21 protein-coding genes, 1 tRNA gene and 1 pseudogene are annotated in these 23,119 nt (G+C 59.2%); 3 read left to right on the top strand and 20 right to left on the bottom strand.

All coding sequences use genetic code 11. The annotated features are described in order from the left end of the window. Positions 1-19: 19 nt before the first annotated feature. A pseudogene (locus ACR0NN_RS19785) lies at positions 20-1,042 on the top strand (recombinase family protein); the annotation flags it as partial. A 520-nt stretch (positions 1,043-1,562) separates the two neighbouring features. Here ACR0NN_RS19785 and ACR0NN_RS19780 read toward each other — a convergent pair. The 12 genes from ACR0NN_RS19780 to ACR0NN_RS19725 all read right to left on the bottom strand — a co-directional run bounded on the left by ACR0NN_RS19780 (position 1,563) and on the right by ACR0NN_RS19725 (position 10,395). Beyond that, positions 1,563-1,637, bottom strand: a tRNA-Phe gene (locus ACR0NN_RS19780). 79 nt (positions 1,638-1,716) lie between these two features. Next, positions 1,717-1,899, bottom strand: coding sequence for a DNA gyrase inhibitor YacG (locus tag ACR0NN_RS19775; RefSeq protein WP_170724689.1), 183 nt, complete (start codon positions 1,897-1,899; stop codon positions 1,717-1,719). After that, complete coding sequence (locus ACR0NN_RS19770) at positions 1,896-2,918, bottom strand: ribonuclease E/G (protein WP_170724684.1); 1,023 nt, start codon at positions 2,916-2,918, stop codon at positions 1,896-1,898. Before ACR0NN_RS19770 ends, ACR0NN_RS19775 begins: the two co-directional genes overlap by 4 nt. Then, entirely contained in the window at positions 2,915-3,493 is a 579-nt protein-coding gene (locus ACR0NN_RS19765; protein ID WP_170724682.1) for a Maf family protein, read from the bottom strand. The genes ACR0NN_RS19770 and ACR0NN_RS19765 overlap by 4 nt, the downstream gene beginning before the upstream one ends. A 10-nt stretch (positions 3,494-3,503) precedes the next feature. Next, positions 3,504-3,722: a translation initiation factor IF-1 gene (infA, locus tag ACR0NN_RS19760; RefSeq protein ID WP_005978431.1), complete on the bottom strand. Its 219-nt coding sequence runs from the start codon at positions 3,720-3,722 to the stop codon at positions 3,504-3,506. A gap of 90 nt (positions 3,723-3,812) precedes the next feature. After that, positions 3,813-4,688: a carbon-nitrogen hydrolase family protein gene (locus ACR0NN_RS19755; protein WP_170724679.1), complete on the bottom strand. Its 876-nt coding sequence runs from the start codon at positions 4,686-4,688 to the stop codon at positions 3,813-3,815. 126 nt (positions 4,689-4,814) lie between these two features. Beyond that, the gene (locus ACR0NN_RS19750; RefSeq protein WP_170724677.1) at positions 4,815-4,970 is read right to left on the bottom strand and encodes a hypothetical protein; all 156 of its coding nucleotides are present in this window, start codon (positions 4,968-4,970) and stop codon (positions 4,815-4,817) included. A gap of 153 nt (positions 4,971-5,123) precedes the next feature. Then, the gene (locus ACR0NN_RS19745) at positions 5,124-5,678 is read right to left on the bottom strand and encodes a DUF333 domain-containing protein (RefSeq protein WP_170724675.1); all 555 of its coding nucleotides are present in this window, start codon (positions 5,676-5,678) and stop codon (positions 5,124-5,126) included. A gap of 22 nt (positions 5,679-5,700) precedes the next feature. Beyond that, entirely contained in the window at positions 5,701-6,849 is a 1,149-nt protein-coding gene (locus ACR0NN_RS19740; RefSeq protein WP_170724671.1) for a T6SS phospholipase effector Tle1-like catalytic domain-containing protein, read from the bottom strand. 103 nt (positions 6,850-6,952) lie between these two features. Then, complete coding sequence (locus tag ACR0NN_RS19735) at positions 6,953-7,297, bottom strand: DUF427 domain-containing protein (RefSeq protein WP_170724667.1); 345 nt, start codon at positions 7,295-7,297, stop codon at positions 6,953-6,955. Between the two features lie 63 nt (positions 7,298-7,360). Continuing rightward, a complete protein-coding gene (locus ACR0NN_RS19730; protein WP_170724664.1) occupies positions 7,361-9,151 on the bottom strand; it encodes an aminopeptidase P family protein in 1,791 nt (596 codons plus the stop codon). 71 nt (positions 9,152-9,222) lie between these two features. After that, positions 9,223-10,395, bottom strand: coding sequence for an alpha/beta hydrolase (locus ACR0NN_RS19725; RefSeq protein WP_170724658.1), 1,173 nt, complete (start codon positions 10,393-10,395; stop codon positions 9,223-9,225). A 139-nt stretch (positions 10,396-10,534) separates the two neighbouring features. On the opposite strand from ACR0NN_RS19725, the gene ACR0NN_RS19720 reads away from it, so the two are divergent. Further along, positions 10,535-10,696: a hypothetical protein gene (locus tag ACR0NN_RS19720; protein WP_170686592.1), complete on the top strand. Its 162-nt coding sequence runs from the start codon at positions 10,535-10,537 to the stop codon at positions 10,694-10,696. Here the strand turns inward: ACR0NN_RS19720 and cobT are convergent. The 8 genes from cobT to ACR0NN_RS19680 all read right to left on the bottom strand — a co-directional run bounded on the left by cobT (position 10,693) and on the right by ACR0NN_RS19680 (position 21,716). Further along, positions 10,693-12,570: a cobaltochelatase subunit CobT gene (gene cobT, locus ACR0NN_RS19715; RefSeq protein ID WP_170724654.1), complete on the bottom strand. Its 1,878-nt coding sequence runs from the start codon at positions 12,568-12,570 to the stop codon at positions 10,693-10,695. The two genes, ACR0NN_RS19720 and cobT, sit on opposite strands and share 4 nt — an antisense overlap. After that, entirely contained in the window at positions 12,567-13,268 is a 702-nt protein-coding gene (locus tag ACR0NN_RS19710; RefSeq protein ID WP_170724649.1) for an aspartate/glutamate racemase family protein, read from the bottom strand. Before ACR0NN_RS19710 ends, cobT begins: the two co-directional genes overlap by 4 nt. Before the next feature lie 13 nt (positions 13,269-13,281). After that, positions 13,282-14,268, bottom strand: coding sequence for a cobaltochelatase subunit CobS (gene cobS, locus ACR0NN_RS19705; protein WP_010437533.1), 987 nt, complete (start codon positions 14,266-14,268; stop codon positions 13,282-13,284). Positions 14,269-14,413: 145 nt separating this feature from the next. Further along, positions 14,414-17,761 (bottom strand): error-prone DNA polymerase, encoded by a 3,348-nt coding sequence (locus ACR0NN_RS19700; RefSeq protein WP_170724626.1) that lies wholly within the window; start codon positions 17,759-17,761, stop codon positions 14,414-14,416. Then, positions 17,758-19,233: a Y-family DNA polymerase gene (locus ACR0NN_RS19695; RefSeq protein WP_170724623.1), complete on the bottom strand. Its 1,476-nt coding sequence runs from the start codon at positions 19,231-19,233 to the stop codon at positions 17,758-17,760. Before ACR0NN_RS19695 ends, ACR0NN_RS19700 begins: the two co-directional genes overlap by 4 nt. A 101-nt stretch (positions 19,234-19,334) precedes the next feature. Continuing rightward, positions 19,335-20,066 (bottom strand): amino acid ABC transporter ATP-binding protein, encoded by a 732-nt coding sequence (locus ACR0NN_RS19690; RefSeq protein WP_170724621.1) that lies wholly within the window; start codon positions 20,064-20,066, stop codon positions 19,335-19,337. Next, the gene (locus tag ACR0NN_RS19685) at positions 20,066-20,899 is read right to left on the bottom strand and encodes an amino acid ABC transporter permease (protein WP_170724619.1); all 834 of its coding nucleotides are present in this window, start codon (positions 20,897-20,899) and stop codon (positions 20,066-20,068) included. Before ACR0NN_RS19685 ends, ACR0NN_RS19690 begins: the two co-directional genes overlap by 1 nt. A gap of 1 nt (position 20,900) precedes the next feature. Further along, on the bottom strand, positions 20,901-21,716 hold the full coding sequence (locus ACR0NN_RS19680) for an ABC transporter substrate-binding protein (protein ID WP_170724617.1): 816 nt from the start codon (positions 21,714-21,716) through the stop codon (positions 20,901-20,903). Between the two features lie 465 nt (positions 21,717-22,181). Here ACR0NN_RS19680 and ACR0NN_RS19675 point away from each other — a divergent pair, with 465 nt between their 5' ends. Next, a complete protein-coding gene (locus tag ACR0NN_RS19675) occupies positions 22,182-22,973 on the top strand; it encodes a hypothetical protein (protein WP_170724613.1) in 792 nt (263 codons plus the stop codon). The last annotated feature ends 146 nt before the right edge of the window (positions 22,974-23,119 follow it).

Here is a 23,119-nt window from a genome sequence, read left to right as displayed (position 1 = left end):
AACCCACCGCGCTTGTTGGATGCGTGATCCTGAGTTCTTAGTCTTGCATGGCTTGGCCATGGCACAATCGCCGACCCTATACGACGCCAAATGCGCCGGAGAGGCCAAAGGCTGGACCTTTGTTCGCGCCTACGCTGACAATGCTGTGTCAGGTTTTAGTACATACGGGAGAAGTGCTTTCACCCGCATTCAGAGTGATGCCAAGGAAGGGCAATTCGATTGCATAGTGGTCGAAAACGTGGACCGACTTAGCCGTAATCTTGGGGATTTAGCCAAGTTTCGTGAGCTTATGGAGTTCCACGATGTTGTTATCTACAGCTTGTCTAAAGGAGGATTTATCAGTGATCTCGATGTAGGCTTTAAGGGAACGATGAGCGCACAGTTTCTGAAAGATCTTTCTCAGAAGACGAAGCGCGGTCTCGCAGCAAAGTTTCGAAAGGGTCTGGCAGCCGGAGGCATTTCTTATGGCTACGAGCGTACGAGCGAACCGGGAGTTCACAAAATTAACGAAGTCGAGGCAGAAATCGTGCGTCGTATCTTTGTGATGTACGCCAGTGGCCTCTCACCACGGCAGATTGCAGGTCAACTCAATAAAGAGCAGATTCCGGGGCCAAGAGGTGGAGCGTGGAATGCAAGCACCATCAATGGTCATCGGCAGCGTAATAACGGGATTCTAAGAAATTCCGTATATGTCGGCGAGCGTTGTTGGGGAAAAACCGAAAAGGTGCGAAACCCAGAAACCGGAAGAAAAGTAATTCGAGTAAGAACCGGTGACAAGCTCCATCACAACGACCCAGAGCTACGGATACTTGATCAAGACCTATGGGATAGAGTGCAAACACGCCTTCCAAATAGAGAAAATTCACACCGCAAAAAGAGGACAGACTATCTGCTCTCGGGTCTTATGAAGTGCGGCGCTTGCGGTTCTTCCTACATATCTCAAGGGGGAGGTCAGTACGTAAAGTTTGGGTGCAGTGCACGGCGAGAACGGTCCACTTGCTCCAATCGACGAATGATTTCACGTTCTTTGATCGACAACAGCGTTTTGTACGCGATTAGCAATCACCTGTTGAAGCCGGAATGTATTGATCCGGCCATAAGAGAATACAACAAAGATCTTTCAAAGTTCTTGGCTAGCTTGGAAACAACTAGACCCAGACTAGAAAAACGCTTGTCACAAATTGGCGAAGCTCGCCGAAAGCTTCTGCTACTCTTGGAGAAAGGTATTGAGCCGGAAGCCATTGAGACGCGGCTATTAGAACTGGATGACGAAGAACGTTCGAAGAAATCTCAGCTTGCTAGTGCCCCGCAACCGGCGGAAGTCGACCCAACTGAAGCGCAAGCAAGCTACAAGAAGGCAGTCGGTGAACTTTTAGCGAACGCTCTCGAAGACAATTATGCGTACAAGATAGAAGTTATGACTGCAGTTCGCGAACTGGTCGATAAAGTCGTCATCTATCCCTCAGACGATCCTGACGGTCGCGATGTCGAGCTAATTGGTGATATTGAAGCTCTATGCGTGCCGAAAGCTGGACGGACAGATTCCTTTGGTGGGGAAACGATGGTGCCCGGGGGCGGAATCGAACCACCGACACGAGGATTTTCAATCCACTGCTCTACCCCTGAGCTACCCGGGCACGGGAATGGCATTTGCCATTGGGTGGAGGCCTTCTATGACTTGCCACAGGCAGTGTCCAGAGGCTTTTTGACATTTTTTCAGTGCGGGCGTTGCGGTTGGCTTTCAGCGGGTTCGGAACCTGCGTCTGCGTCTTCTTCGCGTTGTGATGGTACCGCATATGAACCGTTCAGCCACTTTGCCAAATCGATATCCGCGCAGCGCTTTGAACAGAATGGGCGAAAGGCATGGCGGGAGTCTTCGCCACAGATCGGGCAGCTCATTTCAGTATCTCCGTCAATGGGATACGACCACGTTTGCGCTGAAGTTCGAAATGACCCAGCGGGGTCCAACCGGCCAGAATTGTCTCGTCCGGATCGGACTTGAATGCGGCGCGCAAGGCAGCCTCGAAGCCCCGGCGGTCTTTCTTGGGCATGGGTGCGAGGTCCAGAGTGATCTGCCCTCCCAGCCCGCGCACGCGCAGGGCGCGCGGCAAGGCCTTCGCGCAGGCGAAGTTGGCTTTGGTGCCTGCTGCCAGAGATGTGTCAGCTCCGGTGTTCACGTCCACCGCGACCAAGGCTCGGGTTGGTTGGATATAGATATGACCGCCGCCGGGCAGCGTCTCGGAAACCCCTTGCGCAATATCAAGCGCATCCAGCACGCCATGATCTTCGAAACTGCCGGATGCAGTCACTACCTCGGCCGGATCGGTCCAGTCGCGCCATGCAAGGATATGTGGACCGTCGCCCTCGCTGAGTAATTCGGTATCCGTCCCGGGATCGACCAAGACCTGTTTGGCCAAGGCAAGCATGGCCGATATATCCTCGGCAATCTCGTGGGTCTCGGCCCCTTGGCAGCAAGAGCGGAGGATCAGGCCGTGCGCGCTGTCACCCATCTGTTCATGGGCAATTTCGAGCAATTGGTCTCGGACATCTTCGTCCCGAATGCGGCGCGAGATGTTCAGGCCCGGCGCATCCGGTGTCACAATCGCATAGCGGCTTTTGAACAGGATGCGGTTGGTCACCGGGATGGCTTTGCCGGGCTCGGCATAGCCGGTTACCTGAACCAGCAGCGTGACGCCGGGGGCCAACCCCTTGACTTGCCGCAGAAATGCCGGGCCATCAGGGGTTGAAAGGAACATGCCACCCTGACCTTTGACCGGGCGATCGGCGCGGGCGCGATAGATTGTACCGGGCGCAGGAGCGTCGGTGGCGATCAGAAAATCATCAAGAATGCCATCTACCATCAGAGCAGAGGCCTCACGCCCCTGGATGTGATCCAGAATGATGGTCCGACCCTTCATGATGCCTCGCGATACAACGGATAGCCGATGCCCTGCAGCAATGCGGCGGTTTCAGACAGGGGCAGGCCGACGATACCGGTGAACGATCCTGAAATCCACGGGATGAAGGCGCCGGCAGGGCCTTGGATGGCATAGGCTCCGGCTTTGCCTTGCCAGTCATTCGTCGCGAGGTAGGCGTTGATCTCGGTGTCGGATAGGCGTTTCACCTTGACCTGAGAAACCACGTCTCGCTGCAGGATCTTGTCTCCGCACCGGACTGCGACCGAAGTGATGACCCGGTGGCGCCGACCGGATAAGGCGTGTAGAAACTCGGCCGCCTCGCCAGCATCTGAGGGCTTGCCCAAGATGCGGCGTCCGAGGGCAACGGTTGTATCCGCACACAACGTGATATCACCGCTATCAGCTTGAACAGCCTGTACTTTTTCGCGGGTAATTCGGCTGCAATAAGGAACCGGCAGCTCGCCCTTTAGCGGCGTTTCATCGATATCCGGAGGACGGATCGCATCGGGCTGTACGCCAAGCTGCGCCAACAGGTCCAGCCGCCGTGGGCTGCCCGATCCGAGGATAAACGCCATGTGTCGGGCGTTACTTGAAACGATAGTTGATCCGACCCTTGGTCAGATCATAGGGGGTCATCTCGACCTGAACTTTGTCGCCGGCCAGAACACGGATGCGGTTTTTGCGCATCTTGCCTGCCGTATGTGCGATGATCTCATGGCCGTTTTCCAGCTCGACCCGAAACGTCGCATTAGGCAGGAGTTCCTTCACGACACCGGGAAATTCGAGCGTATCTTCCTTGGCCATGTTGTCTCCACATTTAAGTTGCACCTGCAGAATCTGCAGTTCGTGCGCTTAAATGAGCCTATTTCGGCCTTAATTCAAGGGCGGAATCGCCTAAAGGGGTGATATTGTGACGGAATTGACTCGTGGCTCTTGCTCGGCCCAATGGGCGCGGTTCAGCACATGCCCATCGGCGCGGACATTTGCGATCGCGGACAGGTCGGCTTCGGCATAGGTCCAGCCGGGGGTGTTCAATGTGCCTTCAGCAAGCACCCCGGTCGGCGGAAAGCCGATATCGGGCGGGCCAAATACACCGCCCATGCCGGTGTTCATATCGACCGCTTCGGACCAATCGTTGTTGCCGACCAGCGATGACATTACCGTAACACATTGATTTTCAAGGGCGCGTGACATGGCGCCGATCCGCACGCGCCAGTAACCTGACAAAGCTTCTGTGCAAGAGGGAACAAGGATCAGATCGGCATCCTGAAGGGCGCGGCCCAGCAGAGGAAACTCGCTGTCATAACAGATGAGGATGCCGATTTTGCCCAAGCTGGTGTCAAACAGTTTCAGTGGGCCGCCGGGGGCGATGTCCCAAGAGTCGCGCTCAAACCGCGTCATGATCTGCTTGTCCTGATGATCGACACGGCCATCGGGGGCGTAGAAGATTGCGCGGTTCACCGGGCGATCTGATCCGTCGATAACTGGTGCTGACGCGCCCAGGATGTATGTGTTGTACATCTTCGCCAGGCGGGAGTGCACGACTTGTACATCTTCCATCCGGTCGGAAACAGAGCGGATCGAGCGTTCAAGATCACCGGCCACCGCGCGACCATCGAGCGTCGACAACTCCATCGCGCCATATTCGGGGAAGACCAGTAGGTCAGCACCCTGATGCACAGCGTCCGAAACCCATGCCTCTAGCTTGTCTTCGTACTGCTCCCAGCTGTCGAGCCAATCGAGATTGTAGGCGGCGGTGGCAATTTTCATTTCGTCATCCTGCGTGTGGTCGCAGCGCGACCTTAGAGCAGCGGGATGTTGGGGGCCACATTAAACCAAAGGCGTTCGGTTCTGGAACGTGGATCGCGACAACTGGATCAAGGATGATTGGCAAGCCTACTCGGCGGGGTGAGCAGTGGCCGGGTCTGGCGTTAGATCAGCAGGTGCTTTGAGTTGTCGCAAAACCTGAATGAATCCGGCAAGGAATACCGCTTCGGCCATCAGCTTTGCCACCTCTTCAAGCGCGCGCAGGGGCAGCTTGACGTCCAGCACATGGGCTTCGGGAATGCAAAACCAGATTCAACCGATCTTGAAAGGGAGGACTTCAGATAGATAGGCTCCAGAAACACGCTTGGCACCGCCCATAGACAAGCGACGCAGAGGAATTATGTGGTACCATTGGCCGATCTGACCAGAGTGTTCAGATCATTCCGGATTTTCCGCACGAAACAGGGCCCATGCGTCCTGCGATGTGCCGTCTGGTTTTGTGCAGATGCCTACCTGTCCGGTGCCGGTATCCTGGATCTGATAACTTCCGCCGATCTCAAGGCAGTAAGCTGCCGCCGGGTTCACCAATTGTTGGGTTTTTCCGTGCGCCTTTCGGTAGAGCGCCCAAGCATCCTCAGAGGTGCCATCAGCCAGCGTGCAACGAGAAGTCTTGAGGTCATATTCTCCACCCAACGATCCGCAATACTCTGCGGCTGGGTTTGCCAGACCGACGGTCTTGGCGCCTTCGGTCTTGGCATGCTGTTCGCGAAAATAGGTCCACGCGTCGATCTTTTTACCATCGGGCAATTGGCAGATCCCGGTTTGTCCATCCGCGCCGTCTTGGATGCCATAGAGACCCCCCTGTGCGATGCAATACGTTGCAGCTGGGTTGGCCAAGCCGATGTTGGCTATGCTGTCTGTTGGCAGGGCCAGCGAAAGGACCATCGCCAGCGCCGCAAGCGGGCCTGAAGAGTTCGAAAGACGCAGTGTCATGTTCACCTCACGCGGTTTGGTGTCAGGGCAGGTTCTTCGGGTCGTATCCGTTTTGCAAGTCGATCCTCTCCCGTACTGAGGGATGTATGATCGCATCGGCTGGAATAAAGCGCGGCTCTTTCAGCGGAATGTAAAAACCGGATTGCTCCTGCTTCTCTGGGTCATCATGCCATTTCTTCCGCTTTGGCAGGTATTCCAGCAGCCTCCACCAGAAGGTCATTGAATCGTGCAGCATGGCCCGGATGCTGGGCGGAGCGTAGTCGCGTTTGCTGCCAGCCTCTACATTCTTGGGGTTCTCGCCCAGGACCAGTCGCTTGACCATGGTTTCGCGAAATACCAGCCCGTGGGCACGCGCTTCGTCGACCATCCAGGCCAGTGGAAACTTGGCAGCACCGCTTTCCTGTTCGGGATAGCCACTGCCATTGTCGCCATGCACCCCTGCAAACCAGACTTGTTGTATGTCTTGCGGTTCGGCGTCTTCATCTTTGACGAACGGGTTGGTTTTGAACAACTGCGGCTCTTGCCAGCGGGACAGGCGGAACATGCGGCGGCGTTCATCAATCGCGCAGGCATGCCGGAAGACGCGCACGCAAGGATTGGTCTGAGTATAGGGCAGCGCTTCGAGCGAGGGCAGGTACATCCGGTCGGGGCGGGGCACGATGACCGAGGCGACCGTATCCCAGCATCCCATAAAGCGGATGGTGATGCGGCGCGTATTCAGAACCTCTTGCACACGCCATGCAACGTCAAACTCATCCCGGGCACCGGATTGTTTGTAGGCCGTCAGGGCGTATGAACATAGATGATCCTGATGCGTGTGTAAAAGGCCGACCATGTTGATGAAACCAGCCAGCACCCGCACGGTATGCGCGCCGCGCGAAAAGCCGAACAGATAAACCTCATCCCCGTCTTCGTAATGGTGGATCAAGAACCGATAGGCATCCAGCACATTGGCATCCAGCCCGTAACCGGTGGCCAGCCCGAACACACCCTTGAGCTGGTTCTTGAACCGGCTCCACGCCCCGCTGTTCGAGATCGTTCCAACGCCCGGATCATAGAACCCGATCTGATCGTCGCGTTCCTGCAGGACGCGATAGAATTTGAGGACGTTGGATTGGTTTTCCTTGATCTCATTGCCGGTGCCGTCGCAGCAGATAACGATTTTCTTCAAAGCAGATCCTCGGGCAATTTAATCAATCAATGCCCGCAGTATATCCGACTGCCTTTGGGTTGTTAACTGCCGTGACGACACGTCTCATGCTTGTGCATGCAGATCAGAGTTGTTCCACCTTGATCGACTCGACCGGATAGAAAGCCAGATAGTCTTTGAGCTCCGAGATCACCTCGTTTGGGCTTTCATAGCTCCAGGCCGCGTTTTCGGTGACCGAGGATTTGTTCACGATCGAGAAATGCGTGGCCGCGCCTTTATGCTTGCATTGGGTGACCTTGTCGGTCCGGTCCAGAAAGGCCATCGCGATATCCGCGCGTGGGAAATAGATCACGGGGTCATGGCCACCTTCCTGCACTTCCAGCGCTGCGGTGGTCTCACCCAGAATGGCGCCGCCTGAGCGGACGCTCCATTTGCCCGGTGCTTTGCGGATCGTGATGGTCTCTGTCATTCCTGTTCCTTCCCTCGTCGAGTCAGGGCCTCTCCTCTGCCCAAACTATGTAACAATCCGGTGTCAGACCGGCGCAGTTGCGGCATCCAACCACAGTTGGGCGGCGTCGCCCAGCCTTGGCCGGATTTTTTCCGTGACCTCGCCATGATAGGCGTTCAGCCAGGCGCGTTCCTCGCGTGTCAGCATGTCAACCACGATCAGGCGGCGGTCAATCGGTACATAGGTCAGCGTGCGCCAGTTCAGCATGGCACGTTCGTCATCCCCGCCGGGCAGGGCGGGGGCGTCTTCCACGACGACGAGGTTTTCCAGACGGATGCCAAAGGCACCCTCGCGGTAATAACCCGGTTCATTCGACAGGATCATGCCCGGCTCAAGCGGGACGTGGCTGACCCGTGACAGGCGCTGAGGGCCTTCGTGGACGCTGAGATATGTACCAACCCCGTGCCCGACCCCGTGGTTGAAATCTTGCCCGGCCAGCCACAAAGGCAGCCGCGCGACGCATTCGATATCGCGCCCGGCCAGGCCAACCGGCCAGCGGAGCATGGACATGGCGATCATGCCTTTGAGGACGCGAGTGAAGCACGCTTTTTCCTCATCCCCCACATCGCCGATAGCTATCGTGCGGGTGATGTCGGTTGTGCCGTCCAGATATTGCCCGCCGCTATCTAGCACCAGCAGGTGACCGTTTTCCAGCGCGCTGTCGGTTTCCTCGGTCACGCGGTAATGCATGATGGCCCCGTTCGGGCCGGTGCCCGCGATGGTTTCGAACGAGATATCCTGCAGGGCGTTGTCGCGGCGGCGGCTTTCTTCCAGCTTGGTGACCACTTGGGTCTCGGTCAGGGTGCCGGGTGCCTGCGCATCGAGCCAGCAGAGCAGTTCGACCACGGCCGCTGCATCGCGCAGATGCGCCTCGGCCGTGCCAGCAATTTCGGCCGGATTCTTGCGCGCCTTGGGTAGGGCGCAGGGATCGCCGCCACCCACCATCCTGTCCCCCAGCGCATCCGCCACGATCTGCGGAACGGTGCCCGGATCGACCTGAACCTTGCCTTCAAGTGCACCAACGGCTTCCAGAAACGCATCGGGTTCGTGTTGGGTTACCTGATCGCCCAGGTGGTCCTGCAACCCGGTCAGTTTGGCGGCGGCCATGAACAGGTCAAGGCGGCCATCGCTGTGCAAGATGGCGAACCCATGCGCCACCGGATTATACGCGATGTCTGAGCCCCGAGTGTTCAGCAGCCACATGATCGAATCCGGGAGGGTGATCACCGCTGCCGCGTGCCCCGCATTCTGCAATTCGGCGGCGAGGCGTTTGATCTTGTCTTCGGCGCTTTTACCCGCAAATTCAATCGGATGCACTCTGACTGGGTTCATGGGAGGGGCGGGTTGATCTGCCCAAACCCGATCCACGAGGTTATCGCAACGCAGCAGCTCGACCCCGCTGCCTTCAAGCTCTTTCTGTGCAGATGAAATCTGGCCAGCCGCGTGAAGCCATGGGTCAAACCCGACCTTGCCGCCATTTGGTAGCTGTTCTTTCAACCAAGCGCTCAGGCTTACATCGGGCCACGGGACCGGCGTGTAGTCTTCAGCGACCTGCGCCTTCACCTGCGTGCGATAGCGTCCATCAATGAAGACCCCCGCAATATCCGTGAGTGCCGCACAAAATCCGGCAGACCCCGTGAATCCGGTGAGCCAGGACAGACGTTCATCCCGAGGGGCCACATATTCCCCCTGATGCGCATCTGCGCGGGGGATCAGAAAACCCTGCAAACCTTCGCGCGCCAATTCTTCGCGCAGGGCCGCCAGTCGCGGGGGGCCTTGTTCCGGGCGGGCGGTCACTTCGAAACTTTGGAACATGGGCGGCCTCTTCGGGTGGATTTGAATGCGGTGAAACCTGAGGGCTGCGCCAAAGAATGTCCAGCGCCAGATCAGCTATCCGAGGGCGTTCCAAGAAATTCGATGAGGCTTTGCATGTAGATCTCGTAGGCGGGGTTTCCGGGCAGCGGAATTTGATTGGCGGTTTCAAGGATAACAAGCGAGGCATTTGGAATGCCTGCAGCCAGTTTGCGTGCCTCGGTCAGAGGGTGAACTTCGGTGTGGCGTCCGTGCAGGATCAGGGTTGGGCAAGTGATCTCGGACAGCAAATGCAGGGCGGATGTGCTATTTCCGATGTCTCGATACAAAAGCTTTTGCTCACGCGAATAAAGCGCCTGCATCTCTTGCACCATGTGCCGGACATCATCGAGCGGACCATCGGGAAAGTAACTGAGCGTTGAGCCCATCGCGTATCCGCCGCCCGGCGTTTGCCAACCTTCTGCAATCAGTGTTCGGATCGAATCGGGTTGTTTCGTATCACCCCGGTGGTCTCGCCCTTCGGCCCAGCCGCCAGCGATCACCAGCTTATCAACGCGATCCGGATGCCGCGCTGCGAAATGCAGGGCTGGGAAGGTTCCCCCAAACTCGCCGATGATCGAGAAACGTTCGAACCCGGCGGCCTTGGTTACGGCCAGAATTTCCTGGATCCTGAGGTCAAAGACGGCTTGATGGTCCGAATTGGAGCTTACTCCGTGATCCTTGTTGTAGCGCAGCAGGCGGAATTGCTTGGCCATATCCATCAACCGGGTGCGTTCAGAAGACAGGCGCCATTCGGCTTCCAGATCGTGAATGACCGAGCCGATGCGAAGAACGGGGTGACCACTGCCAGAGAGCGCGTAGGGGATCGGTCGGCCATCGCTGCCTTGGGCATAACGCAGTTTCTGGGTCTGGCTGTTCTCGTCCGAGATTGAACCAGCGTCGCTTTTGACCTCGGCTGTCATCTGCAGTCCGCGCCGAACGATTGTTCGGATGATCCGTTGTGACTTGCCATCATCACCAACGGCGCGACGGGCTGCCGCAATGCGCGCACTGATCGTTGAATCCGAGACAAACCGGCCGTTCCAGACCCGATCGATGATCTCTTCTCGGACAACCAGTTTACCGGGGCTTTCAGCCAGCAATTCCAGCAGATCAAAGACCTGCGGTTCGACCCGCACGGTCTCGCCGCCCCGCAGCAATACGTGGCGGTCCACATCAAGAACACAGTCTGCAAACTCATATCGCATGGGCTGAATACACTCTGTTTCGGCGCAGGCCTCAAGTTTCAATGATTATCCCAAGGAATTCTCGGGGGTTTCTCAGGATCGCCTTCAAGCGGGCGCGCGGCATAGTGACCACATTGGAAGCAACAGACAGGAGATCAAGATGATGCTTCCCTTTGACACCGCGTTATTGCACCACCCGGCTGCTCGCCATCGGCCAAGCCTATCCCGCCCGCGCGCTGAACACTCGGGCAGTGCGATAACCATGCCCAATTGGCTGGTCATTCTGGTGCTTCGTTTGACCGCGCAGGGCGGGCGGGCTTAGCTGGCCCGTTTCATCCCCATAACCCGCGCCCGCGCCCGCGGATCGCTGTCGAACAGTGCCGCCAGTTGTTCGGTCATTGCACCGGCCAGTTGTTCCACATCGGTGATGGTCACGGCACGGTCGTAATACCGCGTCACGTCGTGGCCGATGCCGATGGCCAGTAGTTCTACCATCTTGCGTTTTTCGACCATGGCGATCACGTCGCGCAGGTGCTTTTCCAGATAGTTTGCCGGGTTCACGCTGAGCGTGGAATCATCGACCGGCGCGCCATCCGAGATGACCATCAGGATCTTGCGGGCCTCGCGCCGCGCCAGCATCCGGCGATGCGCCCATTCCAGAGCTTCACCGTCGATGTTTTCCTTCAGCAGGCCTTCTTTCATCATCAGCCCCAGATTGGGCCGCGCGCGACGCCATGGGGCGTCGGCACCTTTGTAGATGATGTGGCGCAGATCGTTCAGTCGCCCCGGTTGCTGCGGGCGGCCATCGTTCAGCCACGCCTCACGCGCCTGACCGCCTTTCCACGCGCGGGTGGTAAAGCCCAGAATCTCGACCTTGACGTTGCAGCGTTCCAACGTTCGCGCCAGAACATCCGCGCAGATCGCGGCGATCGAAATCGGACGCCCGCGCATCGAGCCCGAGTTGTCCAAAAGCAGCGTCACCACTGTGTCGCGGAATTCGGTGTCTTTCTCGACCTTGAAGCTTAGAGGCGTGGTCGGGTTGGCCACGACACGCGCCAGACGTCCGGCATCCAGAATGCCCTCTTCTCGGTCGAACTCCCAGCTGCGGTTCTGCTGCGCCTGAAGGCGGCGTTGCAGTTTGTTGGCGAGACGGCTGACCGCGCCTTTCAGCGGCTCAAGCTGCTGGTCCAGATAGGCGCGCAGGCGTTCCAGTTCAGCCGGTTCGGCCAGATCTTCGGCCGCGATCTCTTCGTCGTGGGTGTTCAGATAGACCTTGTAATCCGGGTCAGCCTCTGACGCGGGCGGCGGGGCAGGCGGCTCCAGCGGGGCCTCGCCTTCGGGCATTTCCGCCTCATCGCCCATCTCATCCTCGGCCATCTCGTCCATCGAGACCTGGGCCTGAGACTGGTCCTGCTGCTCTTCCTGAGTTTGCTCAGGGGTTGCGTCGGCGTCCTGTTCGTCCTGATCATCCTGACCGGTGCTGTCGGGATCGGGCTGTTCTTCGGCGTCTTCCTCGGCCTGATCCTCCTGTTCGTCGTCCAGCTCATCAGGGTCTTCGCCCAACTGGTCGCCATATCCCAGATCCTTGATCATCTGGCGGGCGAACTTGGCGAACTCGGCCTGATCCGAGAGGATTTCGTCAAGGTTCTCCAGCGTCCCGCCGGCTTGCTCTTCGATGAAGCCGCGCCATAGGTTCATGACATTCTCGGCCGCAGGCGGCATGTCACGGCCCGTGGCCAGATGCCGGATCAGATAGCCCGCCGCCACAGCCAATGGAGCATCCGCAGGCTGTTTGCACTGGTCATAACCGCGCCGGATCGCCTCATGCCCGATTTTGACGTCGATATTTGATGCGGTACCGGGCATATCGCGCGCGCCCATCGCTTCGCAGCGGGCGGTCTCCATCGCCTCATAGAGATCGCGTGCCATATCACCCGGCGGCGCATAGCGCGCGTGCGTCGCGTCGTCGTGGTACTTGCGCTGCAAGGCAAGAGCATCTGCCGTACCGCGCGCCAGCAACACTTCTTCGCGCGTCATCCGCCGACTGACCTGCGGCAATCGCATCGACTCGCCAGACACGCCCGACGGATCGACCGTGTAAGTCACCGACAATTCGGGATCGTCGGCCATGACTTTGGTGGCCTCGGCCAGAGCCTTCTTGAATGGATCAGCAGGATTGTCGTTTGGTTTGCTCATCTGTCCGCACCTGCTTCTTCAAGCGTCATTTCATCACTTGCCAGACGCGCCAGTACATCCACATGCACATCCAGCGCATCAACAACTCTATAGCCGGGATCTCGCCGGTCAAAGGCGAGGTTCAGATCTGTCCCGGCCAACACGATGGCATCGGCATTCAAATCATCCACCATACGGCGACCTGCGTCCAGAAACAGCGCGCGATCCTGATCGGAGCAAACCCCGGCGACCGCCATATCCTGATAGGTTTGTCCCAGCACTTCGATCTCATCTTCCAACGCAACCGCCCGGGTTTGCGCAAGCTGACCGTAAAGTTTGGTCTGCATCACAATACGCGTTCCCAGCAACCCAACAGTGCCAAACCCCTGTGAGGCGAAATACGCATCCAGAGGTTTCACGGCCGAAACAAGGGGCAACGAAGACAATGGCACGGCCTTATCATAGCAGAAATGCCCACCCAGCGACGTGATTGCTGCACAATCCGCACCTGCCGCCTTCAGGCGATCAATGAGCCCTGCGTAGACCTGCGCCTGTGCATCGCGTTCGTCCGCCAGATTGTTGCGGATCAATTCCTGCACATCCGCATGCACGATGGTCAGTTCCATCGGCTTTCGACGCGCCGCCATCGCCGCACTCAGCCGCTGATAATAAACCACCGTTGCAGCAACACCGATCCCGCCAATCAATCCGATATGCATGGCGGCCCTCCTGTCACCCCAGGCTGGCGCTCGCCGCGCTTTCCGGCAGCTCCTCGTCAAAGCAGCGCTGATAGAACTCGGCAACCGTCTGGCGTTCCAGCTCGTCGCACTTGTTCAGGAAGGACAGGCGGAAAGCATAGCCGATATTGCGGAAAATCTCGGCGTTTTGGGCCCAGTTGATCACGGTCCGGGGACTCATGACGGTGGACAGATCGCCGTTCATGAAGGCGGTCCGGGTCAGGTCGGCGACGGTGACCATTTGGCTGACGGTCTTGCGGCCCTCGGCGGTGTTGTAATGCGGGGCTTTCGACAGCACGATCATCGTTTCCGCATCGTGGCTGAGATAGTTCAGCGTCGAGACCAGAGACCAGCGGTCCATCTGCGCCTGGTTGATCTGCTGTGTACCGTGATAGAGGCCAGTGGTGTCGCCCAGACCGACGGTGTTGGCGGTCGCAAACAGGCGGAAGTTCGGGTTCGGTGTGATGATCTCGTTCTGGTCCAGCAAGGTCAGTTTGCCGTCATGCTCCAGCACGCGCTGGATCACGAACATAACGTCTGCACGGCCCGCATCGTATTCGTCGAACACGATGGCAACCGGGTTGCGCAGAGCCCAGGGCAGGATGCCTTCGTGGAATTCGGTGACCTGCTTGCCGTCGCGCAGTTTGATCGCGTCCTTACCGATCAGGTCGATCCGGCTGATATGGCTGTCGAGGTTCACACGAACGGCGGGCCAGTTCAGACGCGCTGCGACCTGCTCGATATGGGTCGATTTCCCGGTGCCGTGATAGCCCTGAATCATCACCCGGCGGTTATGGGTAAAGCCTGCAAGAATCGCCAACGTGGTCTCGGGATCGAACTTGTAGGTCGGGTCGATTACCGGCACGCGGTCGCTGCGTTCGGCAAAGCCTTTGACTGCCATATCGCTGTCAATGCCAAACACCTCACGAACCGAAATGTCCTCGGTGGGTTTTGCGTTGATGTCGATCGATCCGTCAGCCATGCGCCTTGTCCTTATCCTTTGGCCCGTTCACCGGGTTTGAACCCGTGTGTGGTGCAACATATTGCGGGCAAGGGCAAGGGAAAGAGGTGACCGGATCACGTTAGCCGGATGTTTCTTTGAAACTGGCCTTATGATGATGCGTGTTCTAGTGAAAGTCCCGGCTTGGAAACAGCCGTTTGGCCTGTTCGCGCGGATGGCGGGCGCTTGGGCCGTTCTGGCGGGGGCGCGGGGTGTCATCCGCTTGCGGTTGGGTGATGCCGATAGCTTCGTCCAGCGGATGCCCAAGCTCGGACAGTTTGTGCGACATATCGGTGATTTCCTGCGCGATCAGGTGCACGACGATTCCCTCGCGTTGCAGATATCCACGGACCTGCAGCAACCGCCCGCCCATCACGATGCGGCGAAATCGTTCATAGACCTTGGGCCAGACAACCACATTGCTGACACCGGTTTCATCCTCGAGCGTCAGAAAGATCACGCCCGAGGCGGTTCCCGGCCGCTGACGTGTGATCACCAGCCCACACACGCTGTAGCGGCCCAGCGGGATGTCCTGCAGCGTGGCATGCGGCACAAGGCCGGGCAGGGACGGGCGCAACAGCTCCATCGGGTGCGAGCGCAGGGTCAGGCGGGTCGAGACATAATCCTCGACCACCTCCTCGCCCAGATGCATCACCGGCAGGTTGACCTGCGGCTCATTGATGCTCTCGCCATCGATGGGGTCATTGAACAGCGGCAGGGCGGTTCGGCTGCGGATGGCTTTGACATGCCACAGGGCGTCGCGCCGGGTCAGGTCCATGCCGGAGAACGCATCCGCCTCGGCCAGACGGGTCAGAACATCCGGGCGCAATCCGGCCCGCAGCCACAGCGTTTCGGGGTCCGGATACCCATTGCCCCGCGCGGCCACGATCCAGTCTGCGTCTTCCTGCTTGAATCCCTTGATCTGACGAAAACCCAGCCGCAGGGCCAGCGCCCCATCGGCACGGCGTTCCAGCAGATTGCCCCATTCCGAGGCGTTGACGCAGACCGGACGAATCTCGACCCCATGCTCGCGCGCGTCGCGCACGATCTGGGCAGGCGCGTAAAACCCCATGGGCTGCGAATTCAGCAGCGCGCAGGCAAAGATCGCCGGGTGGTGGCATTTCATCCAGGCCGAGACATAGGCCAGCATGGCAAAAGCCGCTGCGTGGCTTTCGGGAAAGCCGTAATCGGCAAAGCCTTCGATCTGGCCAAAGCACCGGTCGGCGACCTCGGGCGTATAGCCATTGTTCAGCATCCCTGCGATAAACTTGTCGCGATAAGTGCCAATCGTCCCCATGCGCCGGAACGAGGCCAGCGAGCGGCGCAGGTGATCCGCCTCTTCCGCCGAAAACCCAGCGCCTACCACGGCGATTTGCAGGGCCTGTTCCTGAAACAGAGGCACGCCCAGCGTGCGCCGCGTCACCTCTTCCAAAGCAGGGCCGAAGGGTTCGGATTTTTCCAGCCCGTTGCGCCGCCGGATATAGGGTTGCACCATATCGCCCTGAATGGGGCCGGGGCGGACGATGGCGACCTCGATCACCAGATCGTAGAATTCACGCGGCCTCATCCGGGGCAGGAAATTCATTTGTGCCCGGCTTTCGACCTGAAACACGCCCACCGCATCAGCGGCGCACAGCATGTCATAGGTCGCCGTGTCCTCTTGCGGGACGGTGGCGATGCTGAGGGTTTCGCTGTTGTGCTGTTGCATCAGGTCAAACGCCTTGCGGATACAACTGAGCATCCCCAGCCCCAGTATATCGACCTTCAGAATGCCAAGCGCGTCGATGTCATCCTTGTCCCACTCGATCACGGTGCGATCTTCCATCGCGGCGTTTTCGATCGGGCACAGCTCATCCAGCCGCCCTTTGGTGATGACGAACCCGCCCACATGCTGCGACAGGTGGCGCGGGAAGCCGATGATCTCGCCAATCAGGCGGACAGTTTGCATCAGCCGCCGGTCCTTGAGGTCGAGGCCCAGTTCCTGCAGCCGCTCGGCATCAACGCCGCCATTGCTCATCCCCCAGATCTGGCCGGACAGGCCCGCGGTCACGTCCTGAGACAGGCCCATCACCTTGCCCACCTCGCGGATTGCCGCGCGGGATCGGAAATGGATGACCGTGGCACAGAGGCCCGCGCGGTGGCGGCCATATTGCTCGTAAATCCATTGGATCACCTCTTCGCGCCGCTCGTGTTCGAAATCCACATCGATATCCGGCGGCTCACCCCGGTATTTCGAGACAAAACGCTCGAACACCATGGCGATCATGTCGGGGCTGACATCGGTGATGCCCAGCAGATAACACAGGATCGAATTGGCGGCCGAGCCGCGCCCCTGACACAGAATGCCTTGCGAGCGGGCGAATTGCACAATGTCATGCACGGTCAGGAAATAGGCCGGGAAATCCAGATCGGCGACCAGGGCCAGTTCCTTTTTCATTAGGCTGATGGCCTTCTCGGTCGGGCCATCGGGATAGCGCCGTTTCAGCCCCTCGCGCGCCAGACGTTCCAGCCGCGCCTGCGGGGTCTCGGTGCTGGCAATCTCGTCTGGGTATTCGTAAGACAGCTCGCTCAGGTCAAAGCTGCAGCGATCGGCGATTTCCAACGTGCGGCGCAGCGCGCCGGGGTGATCCTGAAACAGCCGAGCCATATCCGCGTAGCCTTTCAGCCGCCGCTCGGCATTGGGCAGGGCGCGGGTGCCGATCTGGTCAATCGTGATGTGTTCGCGCATGCAGGTCAGCACATCGGCCAGTTGGCGGCGGTTGCCACGGTGCATCAGCACATCGCCTACCGCCACCATGGGGGCCGAGGCCCGCAGCGCCGCCTGCGCACAGGCCGCCAGATAGGCCCGGTCACTGCCGTCATAACGCGGTACGGCCCCCAGAAAGACCGCGTTGGGAAACTGCCGCCGGACGGTCTGAATGTCGGGGATGGCCTGTTTCAACCCTGACTGAGGCAGCGCGATCAGGATCATCCCCTGACAGGCCGCCAGCATGTCTTTCAAATCCAGATGACAGTCGCCTTTCTCGGCCCGTCGCTTGCCCAGCGTCAGCAGCCGGGTCAGTCGCTGATAGGCGGCGCGGTCGCGGGGCAGGGCCAGCCAGTGCACCGCGCTGTCGCGCAGAACCAGACGGCAGCCAACGATCAGCTTGGGCAGGGCGGGTACGTCCGGTTTGTCGATCGGCTGCACATGCCCGACCTCTTGCCGGGATGAGGAATCGAGCCGGTGTTGCGAGCGGATTTGAACTGCGCCTTCCGCCTCGCGCCGCAGTTCTTTCAATGCGCTCCAGCCCCGGACCACCCCGGCCAGTGAGTTCCGGTCGGTGATCGCGATGGCCTTCAGGCCCAGCTCTGCCGCGCGGGTTACCAGCTCTTCTGGGTGCGAGGCTCCGGTCAGGAAGGTGAAATTGGTGGTCACGCACAACTCGGCATAGCCGGGGTCCTGCGCGTGTGAGCTGGGCGGGTTCGGTTTGCTCATGCGAATTCCCCATGCACGAACCATCCCGGATTTTGCGGGGTGTAATACAGCCACAATCGCCGCCCCTGCCGGGTTTCGACCTGCCAGTAATCGCGCAGGCCCGTGCGCCAGTTCTCATCCTCGAGCCACCATTCGGGGCAGATGCGTTCGGGGCCGGTTGAGCGGCCTGTGGTCAGCGACATGCGTCGCCAGCGAAAGCAGCGCGGCGGGTGTGGGCCTGATCCGGCGATGGGTTCCGGCGGAAACAGCTGCAGGGGGCGCGGGCGCAGGGCGGCCCACCCGCCTGCAGGGTCGGAATAGGCGGCGGGCGAGATGATGAAGCTGCGTTCGGGGATATGGCTTTGCGCGGGCAGCAGGCGGTGGACCTGTTCCAGCCCGATCCGGGTGCCGATGCGGGTGATCAGGTCATCCAGTTGATCTTTGCCCCGGCTTGCGGCGCGGCTGATCTGGCGCACCGGCAGGGGTTCCACCAGCGTAGCCTCCAGCCGCAGCTGATCGACGCCAAAGCCTGCATCCACCTCGGCCAGCCCGCGTTCGAACAGGGGCAGGATGCGATATGGATCACGCAAGGGGCGGGCCAGCCGCAGTTCGACCTGCTGATGGTCCTGATCCACCCGGCGTAAGGTGATGCACAGCTTGCGCGCGCCCATTTCCTGCGCTTTCAGCTTGTCGCAGAGCCGTTCCAGCAGCCGTTCCGCCCCGGCCATCATGTCGGACAGTAGCCCAATGGGCTCGGGCAGGGTCATGCGCACGCCGTAATGGGGCGGGTCGGCCAGCGGGGTAATCTGTTCAGGTTGATCCCCCAGCGCCTGATCCAGCCGCATCAGAACCTCGGGGCCAAACCGGCGCGTCAATGGCGCGCGCGGGGTTTGCGCCAGCTCACCAATCCGGCGCAGGCCCAGTCGTTGCAGCGCGACCGAGGTATCCTCATCCAGCCGCAGCGCTGCCACCGGCAGGGCGCGGATGGCCTTCAGCGTATCCTGGGTCGCAACCCCTTCGCCATAATGGGCCAAAGCCCAGGCCGCACCGCGTGTCGGGGCCAGACCGATCTGCACCGCCAGCCCGGCCCGGGTCAGACGCCTGCGCATATCGGTCAGCATCATCTCTTCCCCGCCCGCAAGATGAGCCGATCCGGTGATGTCCAGAACCAGCCCGTCCTCACCCTCGAGCCCGACCCAGGGGCAATAGCGCGTGGCCCAGCGGCGCAGGGCGTGCAGAAACCGCTGATCTCCTTGCGGGTCGGCAGGATGGCTTTGCAGATCGGGGCAAAAGGCGCGGGCATCGGAATAGGGCATGCCGCTGTGCAGGCCTTGCCGCTGGGCCTGCACATTCAGGCAATACACCCGGTTTGCATTATTCTGTTTCAGCGTCAGAACAAACGGCCCATCGACCGGGCGCAGGCGCAAAGCCCGGTCGCTTGCCAGCCGGGGAAACCAGAGTGAAACGATGCGGCGCTGCATCCCGCCGAACATATAAAACCCCCAAATGTTCTACATTTGTTCTTATATGTTCTTGACCCTCAAAGAGTCGAGTCCTTGAGGGCCAGATCGTCAGGGATTCAGAGTCCGGGCGCTTACTTCAGCGCCCGCGCCAGAAAGGCCTGCGTCGTCTGGTGCGAGGGGTGGTCAAACACCTCCTCGGGCGGGCCTTCTTCGATGATCCGTCCGCTGTCGAGGAAACAGATCTTGTCGGCGGCCTCGCGGGCAAAGCCCATTTCATGCGTGGCCATCATCATCGTCATGCCCTGTTTCTTCAGCATCAGCAGAACATCCAGCACCTCGCCCACAAGTTGGGGATCGAGGGCCGAGGTGATCTCATCAAACAGCATGACCTCAGGCTGCATGGCCAAGGCGCGTACGATGGCGACGCGCTGCTGCTGCCCGCCCGACAATTGGTCGGGATAGTTGTGCATCCGGTCGGCCAGTCCGAACCGGGCGAACAGCGCCTCGACCTCGGGCTGCAATTCGGCGCGTGTCAGCCCACGCACCCGGCGAGGGGCGAGCATGACATTCTCAAGCGCGGTCATATGCGGGAACAGGTTAAAGCTTTGGAACACGATCCCGATCCGGGCGCGCACCGATTGCGGGTTCAGACCGGGGATCGAGATATCCTCGCCATCCAGAAAGATCGCGCCGTCTTCGATGGGTTCCAGCAGGTTGATGCAGCGCAGCAGAGTGGATTTGCCCGACCCGGATGCGCCGATCAAGCAAACCATTTGGCCCTCATCAACGGTGAGATTAATCCCGTCACAGACCGTGCGGTCGCCAAAGCGTTTCACCACGCCCTGAAGTTCCAGTTTTGGCATCAGCGCCTCTCTCGCATTTGGCGGGCCATCAGGTGATCGGCGTAGCGTGTGGCGGGGATGGTGACGATCAGGAAGATGATCGCCGCGCCTACATATGGCGTGAAATTCGCCAACAGCGATTTGAATACCCCCGCCTGACGGAAGATTTCGACCGGGCCGATAAAGCTGAGCAGCGAGACATCCTTTTGCAGCGCGATCAGCATGTTCATCTGCGACGGCACCACATTGCGGATGGCCTGCGGCAACACCACGTCGCGCATGACCTGCCGTTCGGACAGACCCAGCGACAAGGCGGCGGCGCGCTGGCTGTGGTGGACGCTGTCGATGCCGGAACGGAAGATTTCAGCCACGTAGGCCGAATAGGTCAGGATCAGTGCCAGCGAGCCCCAGATGTAAGGCGAATTCCACGGGCGCGGCAGGCCCAGCCCCGGAATACCGAAGCCGATCAGATAGACCGTCAGGATCACAGGCACGCCGCGGAAAATGTCGGTGAACGCCGCGCCAAAGATGCGCAGCGGAAACAGGGCGGGCGATTTGGCATCCCGCGCCAAGGCAATCAACAGGCCAAGCACCGCGATTGCGGGTGCGGACCACAAAAAGATCATTACGTTGATCCGAAACGCCTCAAGCAGTTTCGGGAAGGTTTTGACCAGCGTCTCGCCGTTGAAAAAGCTCTGCTGAACCTTCGACCAGCCCGGCGCCAACGGCACCAGAAGGTAAATCGCGGCCACAACGGTGACCGTGCTAATCGTGGCGATCACCAACGCGCGTCGTCGTTGGTGCGCCTCGTACCGTTCGCGGCGGGTCATCCCCGCCGCCTTGTGATCTGCCATGTTACTTGATCAGAGGGACACCAGTGGTGTCCTGCAGCCATTTGGCCTCGATCTCGGCCAGTTTGCCGTTTGCCGCCAGGGCCGCCAGCGCCTCGTCCACGCAGGTTTTCAGCGGGTTGCCTTCTTCCATCAGCATGCCGAAATGATCGGGATTGTCATTTTCATCCGCCGGGAACTGACCGATGACTTTTGAGCCTTCGATCATCACCGCGCTGAGGAACAGGGCGGTGGGCAGATCGAACAGCGCCGCATCGATCTGGTTGGCCGTCATCGCGGCGTTCACATCCGCATTGTCGCCATACAGCAGCGGATCGCTGTCGGGCTGGATGATGCTGGCCAGTTTCGGAACCGCCGTGGTGGACCCAACGGCCCCCCATTGCAGGCCTTTCAACGCTTCCAGCGTTGGGGCCGTTTCGGTTGAGTTAGGGCTGACCAGAACCGCCATCGGAGCGGTGTAATAGGGGGCAGAGAAATCGACCACCTGATCGCGCTCGGGCGTGATCGAATATTGCTGCATGTTGACGTCAAATTCCTTGGCGCCGGGCTGGATCGCCTCGTCGAAGGACGACCGGACCCAGACCACATCCTCAGCCGCGAACCCCATCTCTTCGGCGACCGCGTAAGCCACGGCGGCCTCAAATCCTTCGCCGCTTTCAGGCGCGTCATCAATCACCCACGGGTAATAAGCAGGGTTGCCTGTTGCGATGGTGAACTTGCCATCTGTCAATGTTTTGCCAGCAGCGCATTGATCCTGCGCGTAAGCCGCTGTTGACAGAAACAGAACCGAACTTGCCGCGATGGTGAGTGTCCTGGACATCCGAGTGAATCCTTCTGTTGGAACATTTGCCGCTACGGTAGTTCTGCCGGTCAGGCCTGTCCAGCAGATGCGTGGTTGTTGGACGTCGCGCGGATTTGATTTCCACGTTTTTGAGATGAACGAATGATGGCCAATCTGGTAGCGAATAATGTCGGAAATGAGCCCAAAACCACAAATTCTGAGTGCGGCACGACTGTCCGGCACGCAACACATGCGAGTCTCTCTTGAGGCACCACTGGCGACGCCACAGATCCCGAAAAACCTTTGTGCTGCGAGGCGAGCCACCGTGGGAGCCGCTTGCAGTTTTCTCCAAATGTCTTACCGTTTCGTGACGGTACTTTTAGTTAGAGGTATCGCTGCATTTGTTCTTTCGTCGCGGGTATCAAGGGGCGCGCCATTTCGACCGATAACTTTTCAGAAACAAGCACTTGGAAGGTTCTGAACGACGCCGTGCGACACCGCCGGTTGGTCTTTTTTACTGGATTGCCTGCATCCGGAAAATCTTTCCTGCTACGCGAGGCGGTCTTGATTGCGAAGACAGCAAAGCGCCGCGTTAAGATGATGCGTTGGGACATTGCACTTGCGCCATTCCAAGAAGAATGGATTCTTGCGAAGTACCCGGATGTTGTGGATGGGAGCCATCCGATTGTTCGAAGAGCCGCCGGATATTGGGGGAGGCAATCCATTGCCCGTTGGCTTGTGGAGAACACTGACCCAACGGAAATTATCATTGGGGAAGTCCCGATTGTCGGGAACAGGTATTCTGAATTTGTTCAGACACTTCCGGACCAAGCAGAGCAAGTGCTGGCGTCCGATAGCGCTGCTTTCTTCTATCCTGTGCCAACGCCAGAGGTACGGGAGAGGTTAGAGGCGATCCGGAAAGCTACTTTTGCGAAACCACAACACCCACACGAAGCCAAAGATGCCCCGCCCGCAACCATGGACTTAGCTTGGCGCCAAACGCACGAAAAAGCCCTAAAACTTAGTTTGGTTGCGCCGGATGATGTCGATGCGCACGGCAAATACTCAGAGATAATCTACAGGCGTTTTTTCGACCACCTCCTACAACATCGGGTTTCTCGAGCGCTTGAAGTTGATGCAGTCTATTCCGGAGGCGGATCTGCGCACGATTTGGAGAGCGGCTTCAGCGAACTGATTGCAACGCGCACAGATGCCGCAAGCGCCATTGCTGAAATTGAGACGATGATGAGTGCTGAAGAAGCGGCTCAGGCCGTGCAAAACTGGTACAAGGTCTAACGTTTTCCCTTCAATTTAGAACCAGTCACGTAGCTGCCATCCGTGTTTTCGGGCTCCGCAAAGCTGCATGGCTGTCCCCAATGTTCTCCTGTTATCCGTAGTAGTCACACCGACATCAACCAGACGCTCTTACAGCCATTTATTTC

This window comes from Ruegeria sp. BA2 (assembly GCF_056539605.1).
This window is presented reverse-complemented; position numbering and strand designations above follow the sequence as displayed.

What these genes read in the sequence shown, in the direction of transcription:
- ACR0NN_RS19695 (WP_170724623.1), bottom strand. Translation starts at nt 19,233, where the DNA reads ATGTTCGGCGGGATGCAGCGCCGCATCGTTTCACTCTGGTTTCCCCGG.
- cobT (WP_170724654.1), bottom strand. Translation starts at nt 12,570, where the DNA reads ATGAGCAAACCAAACGACAATCCTGCTGATCCATTCAAGAAGGCTCTG.
- ACR0NN_RS19710 (WP_170724649.1), bottom strand. Translation starts at nt 13,268, where the DNA reads ATGCATATCGGATTGATTGGCGGGATCGGTGTTGCTGCAACGGTGGTT.
- ACR0NN_RS19690 (WP_170724621.1), bottom strand. Translation starts at nt 20,066, where the DNA reads ATGCCAAAACTGGAACTTCAGGGCGTGGTGAAACGCTTTGGCGACCGC.
- ACR0NN_RS19745 (WP_170724675.1), bottom strand. Translation starts at nt 5,678, where the DNA reads ATGACACTGCGTCTTTCGAACTCTTCAGGCCCGCTTGCGGCGCTGGCG.
- ACR0NN_RS19725 (WP_170724658.1), bottom strand. Translation starts at nt 10,395, where the DNA reads ATGCGATATGAGTTTGCAGACTGTGTTCTTGATGTGGACCGCCACGTA.
- ACR0NN_RS19720 (WP_170686592.1), top strand. Translation starts at nt 10,535, where the DNA reads ATGATGCTTCCCTTTGACACCGCGTTATTGCACCACCCGGCTGCTCGC.
- infA (WP_005978431.1), bottom strand. Translation starts at nt 3,722, where the DNA reads ATGGCCAAGGAAGATACGCTCGAATTTCCCGGTGTCGTGAAGGAACTC.
- ACR0NN_RS19765 (WP_170724682.1), bottom strand. Translation starts at nt 3,493, where the DNA reads ATGGCGTTTATCCTCGGATCGGGCAGCCCACGGCGGCTGGACCTGTTG.
- ACR0NN_RS19700 (WP_170724626.1), bottom strand. Translation starts at nt 17,761, where the DNA reads ATGAGCAAACCGAACCCGCCCAGCTCACACGCGCAGGACCCCGGCTAT.
- ACR0NN_RS19755 (WP_170724679.1), bottom strand. Translation starts at nt 4,688, where the DNA reads ATGAAAATTGCCACCGCCGCCTACAATCTCGATTGGCTCGACAGCTGG.
- cobS (WP_010437533.1), bottom strand. Translation starts at nt 14,268, where the DNA reads ATGGCTGACGGATCGATCGACATCAACGCAAAACCCACCGAGGACATT.
- ACR0NN_RS19730 (WP_170724664.1), bottom strand. Translation starts at nt 9,151, where the DNA reads ATGTTCCAAAGTTTCGAAGTGACCGCCCGCCCGGAACAAGGCCCCCCG.
- ACR0NN_RS19775 (WP_170724689.1), bottom strand. Translation starts at nt 1,899, where the DNA reads ATGAGCTGCCCGATCTGTGGCGAAGACTCCCGCCATGCCTTTCGCCCA.
- ACR0NN_RS19770 (WP_170724684.1), bottom strand. Translation starts at nt 2,918, where the DNA reads ATGAAGGGTCGGACCATCATTCTGGATCACATCCAGGGGCGTGAGGCC.
- ACR0NN_RS19680 (WP_170724617.1), bottom strand. Translation starts at nt 21,716, where the DNA reads ATGTCCAGGACACTCACCATCGCGGCAAGTTCGGTTCTGTTTCTGTCA.
- ACR0NN_RS19685 (WP_170724619.1), bottom strand. Translation starts at nt 20,899, where the DNA reads ATGGCAGATCACAAGGCGGCGGGGATGACCCGCCGCGAACGGTACGAG.
- ACR0NN_RS19735 (WP_170724667.1), bottom strand. Translation starts at nt 7,297, where the DNA reads ATGACAGAGACCATCACGATCCGCAAAGCACCGGGCAAATGGAGCGTC.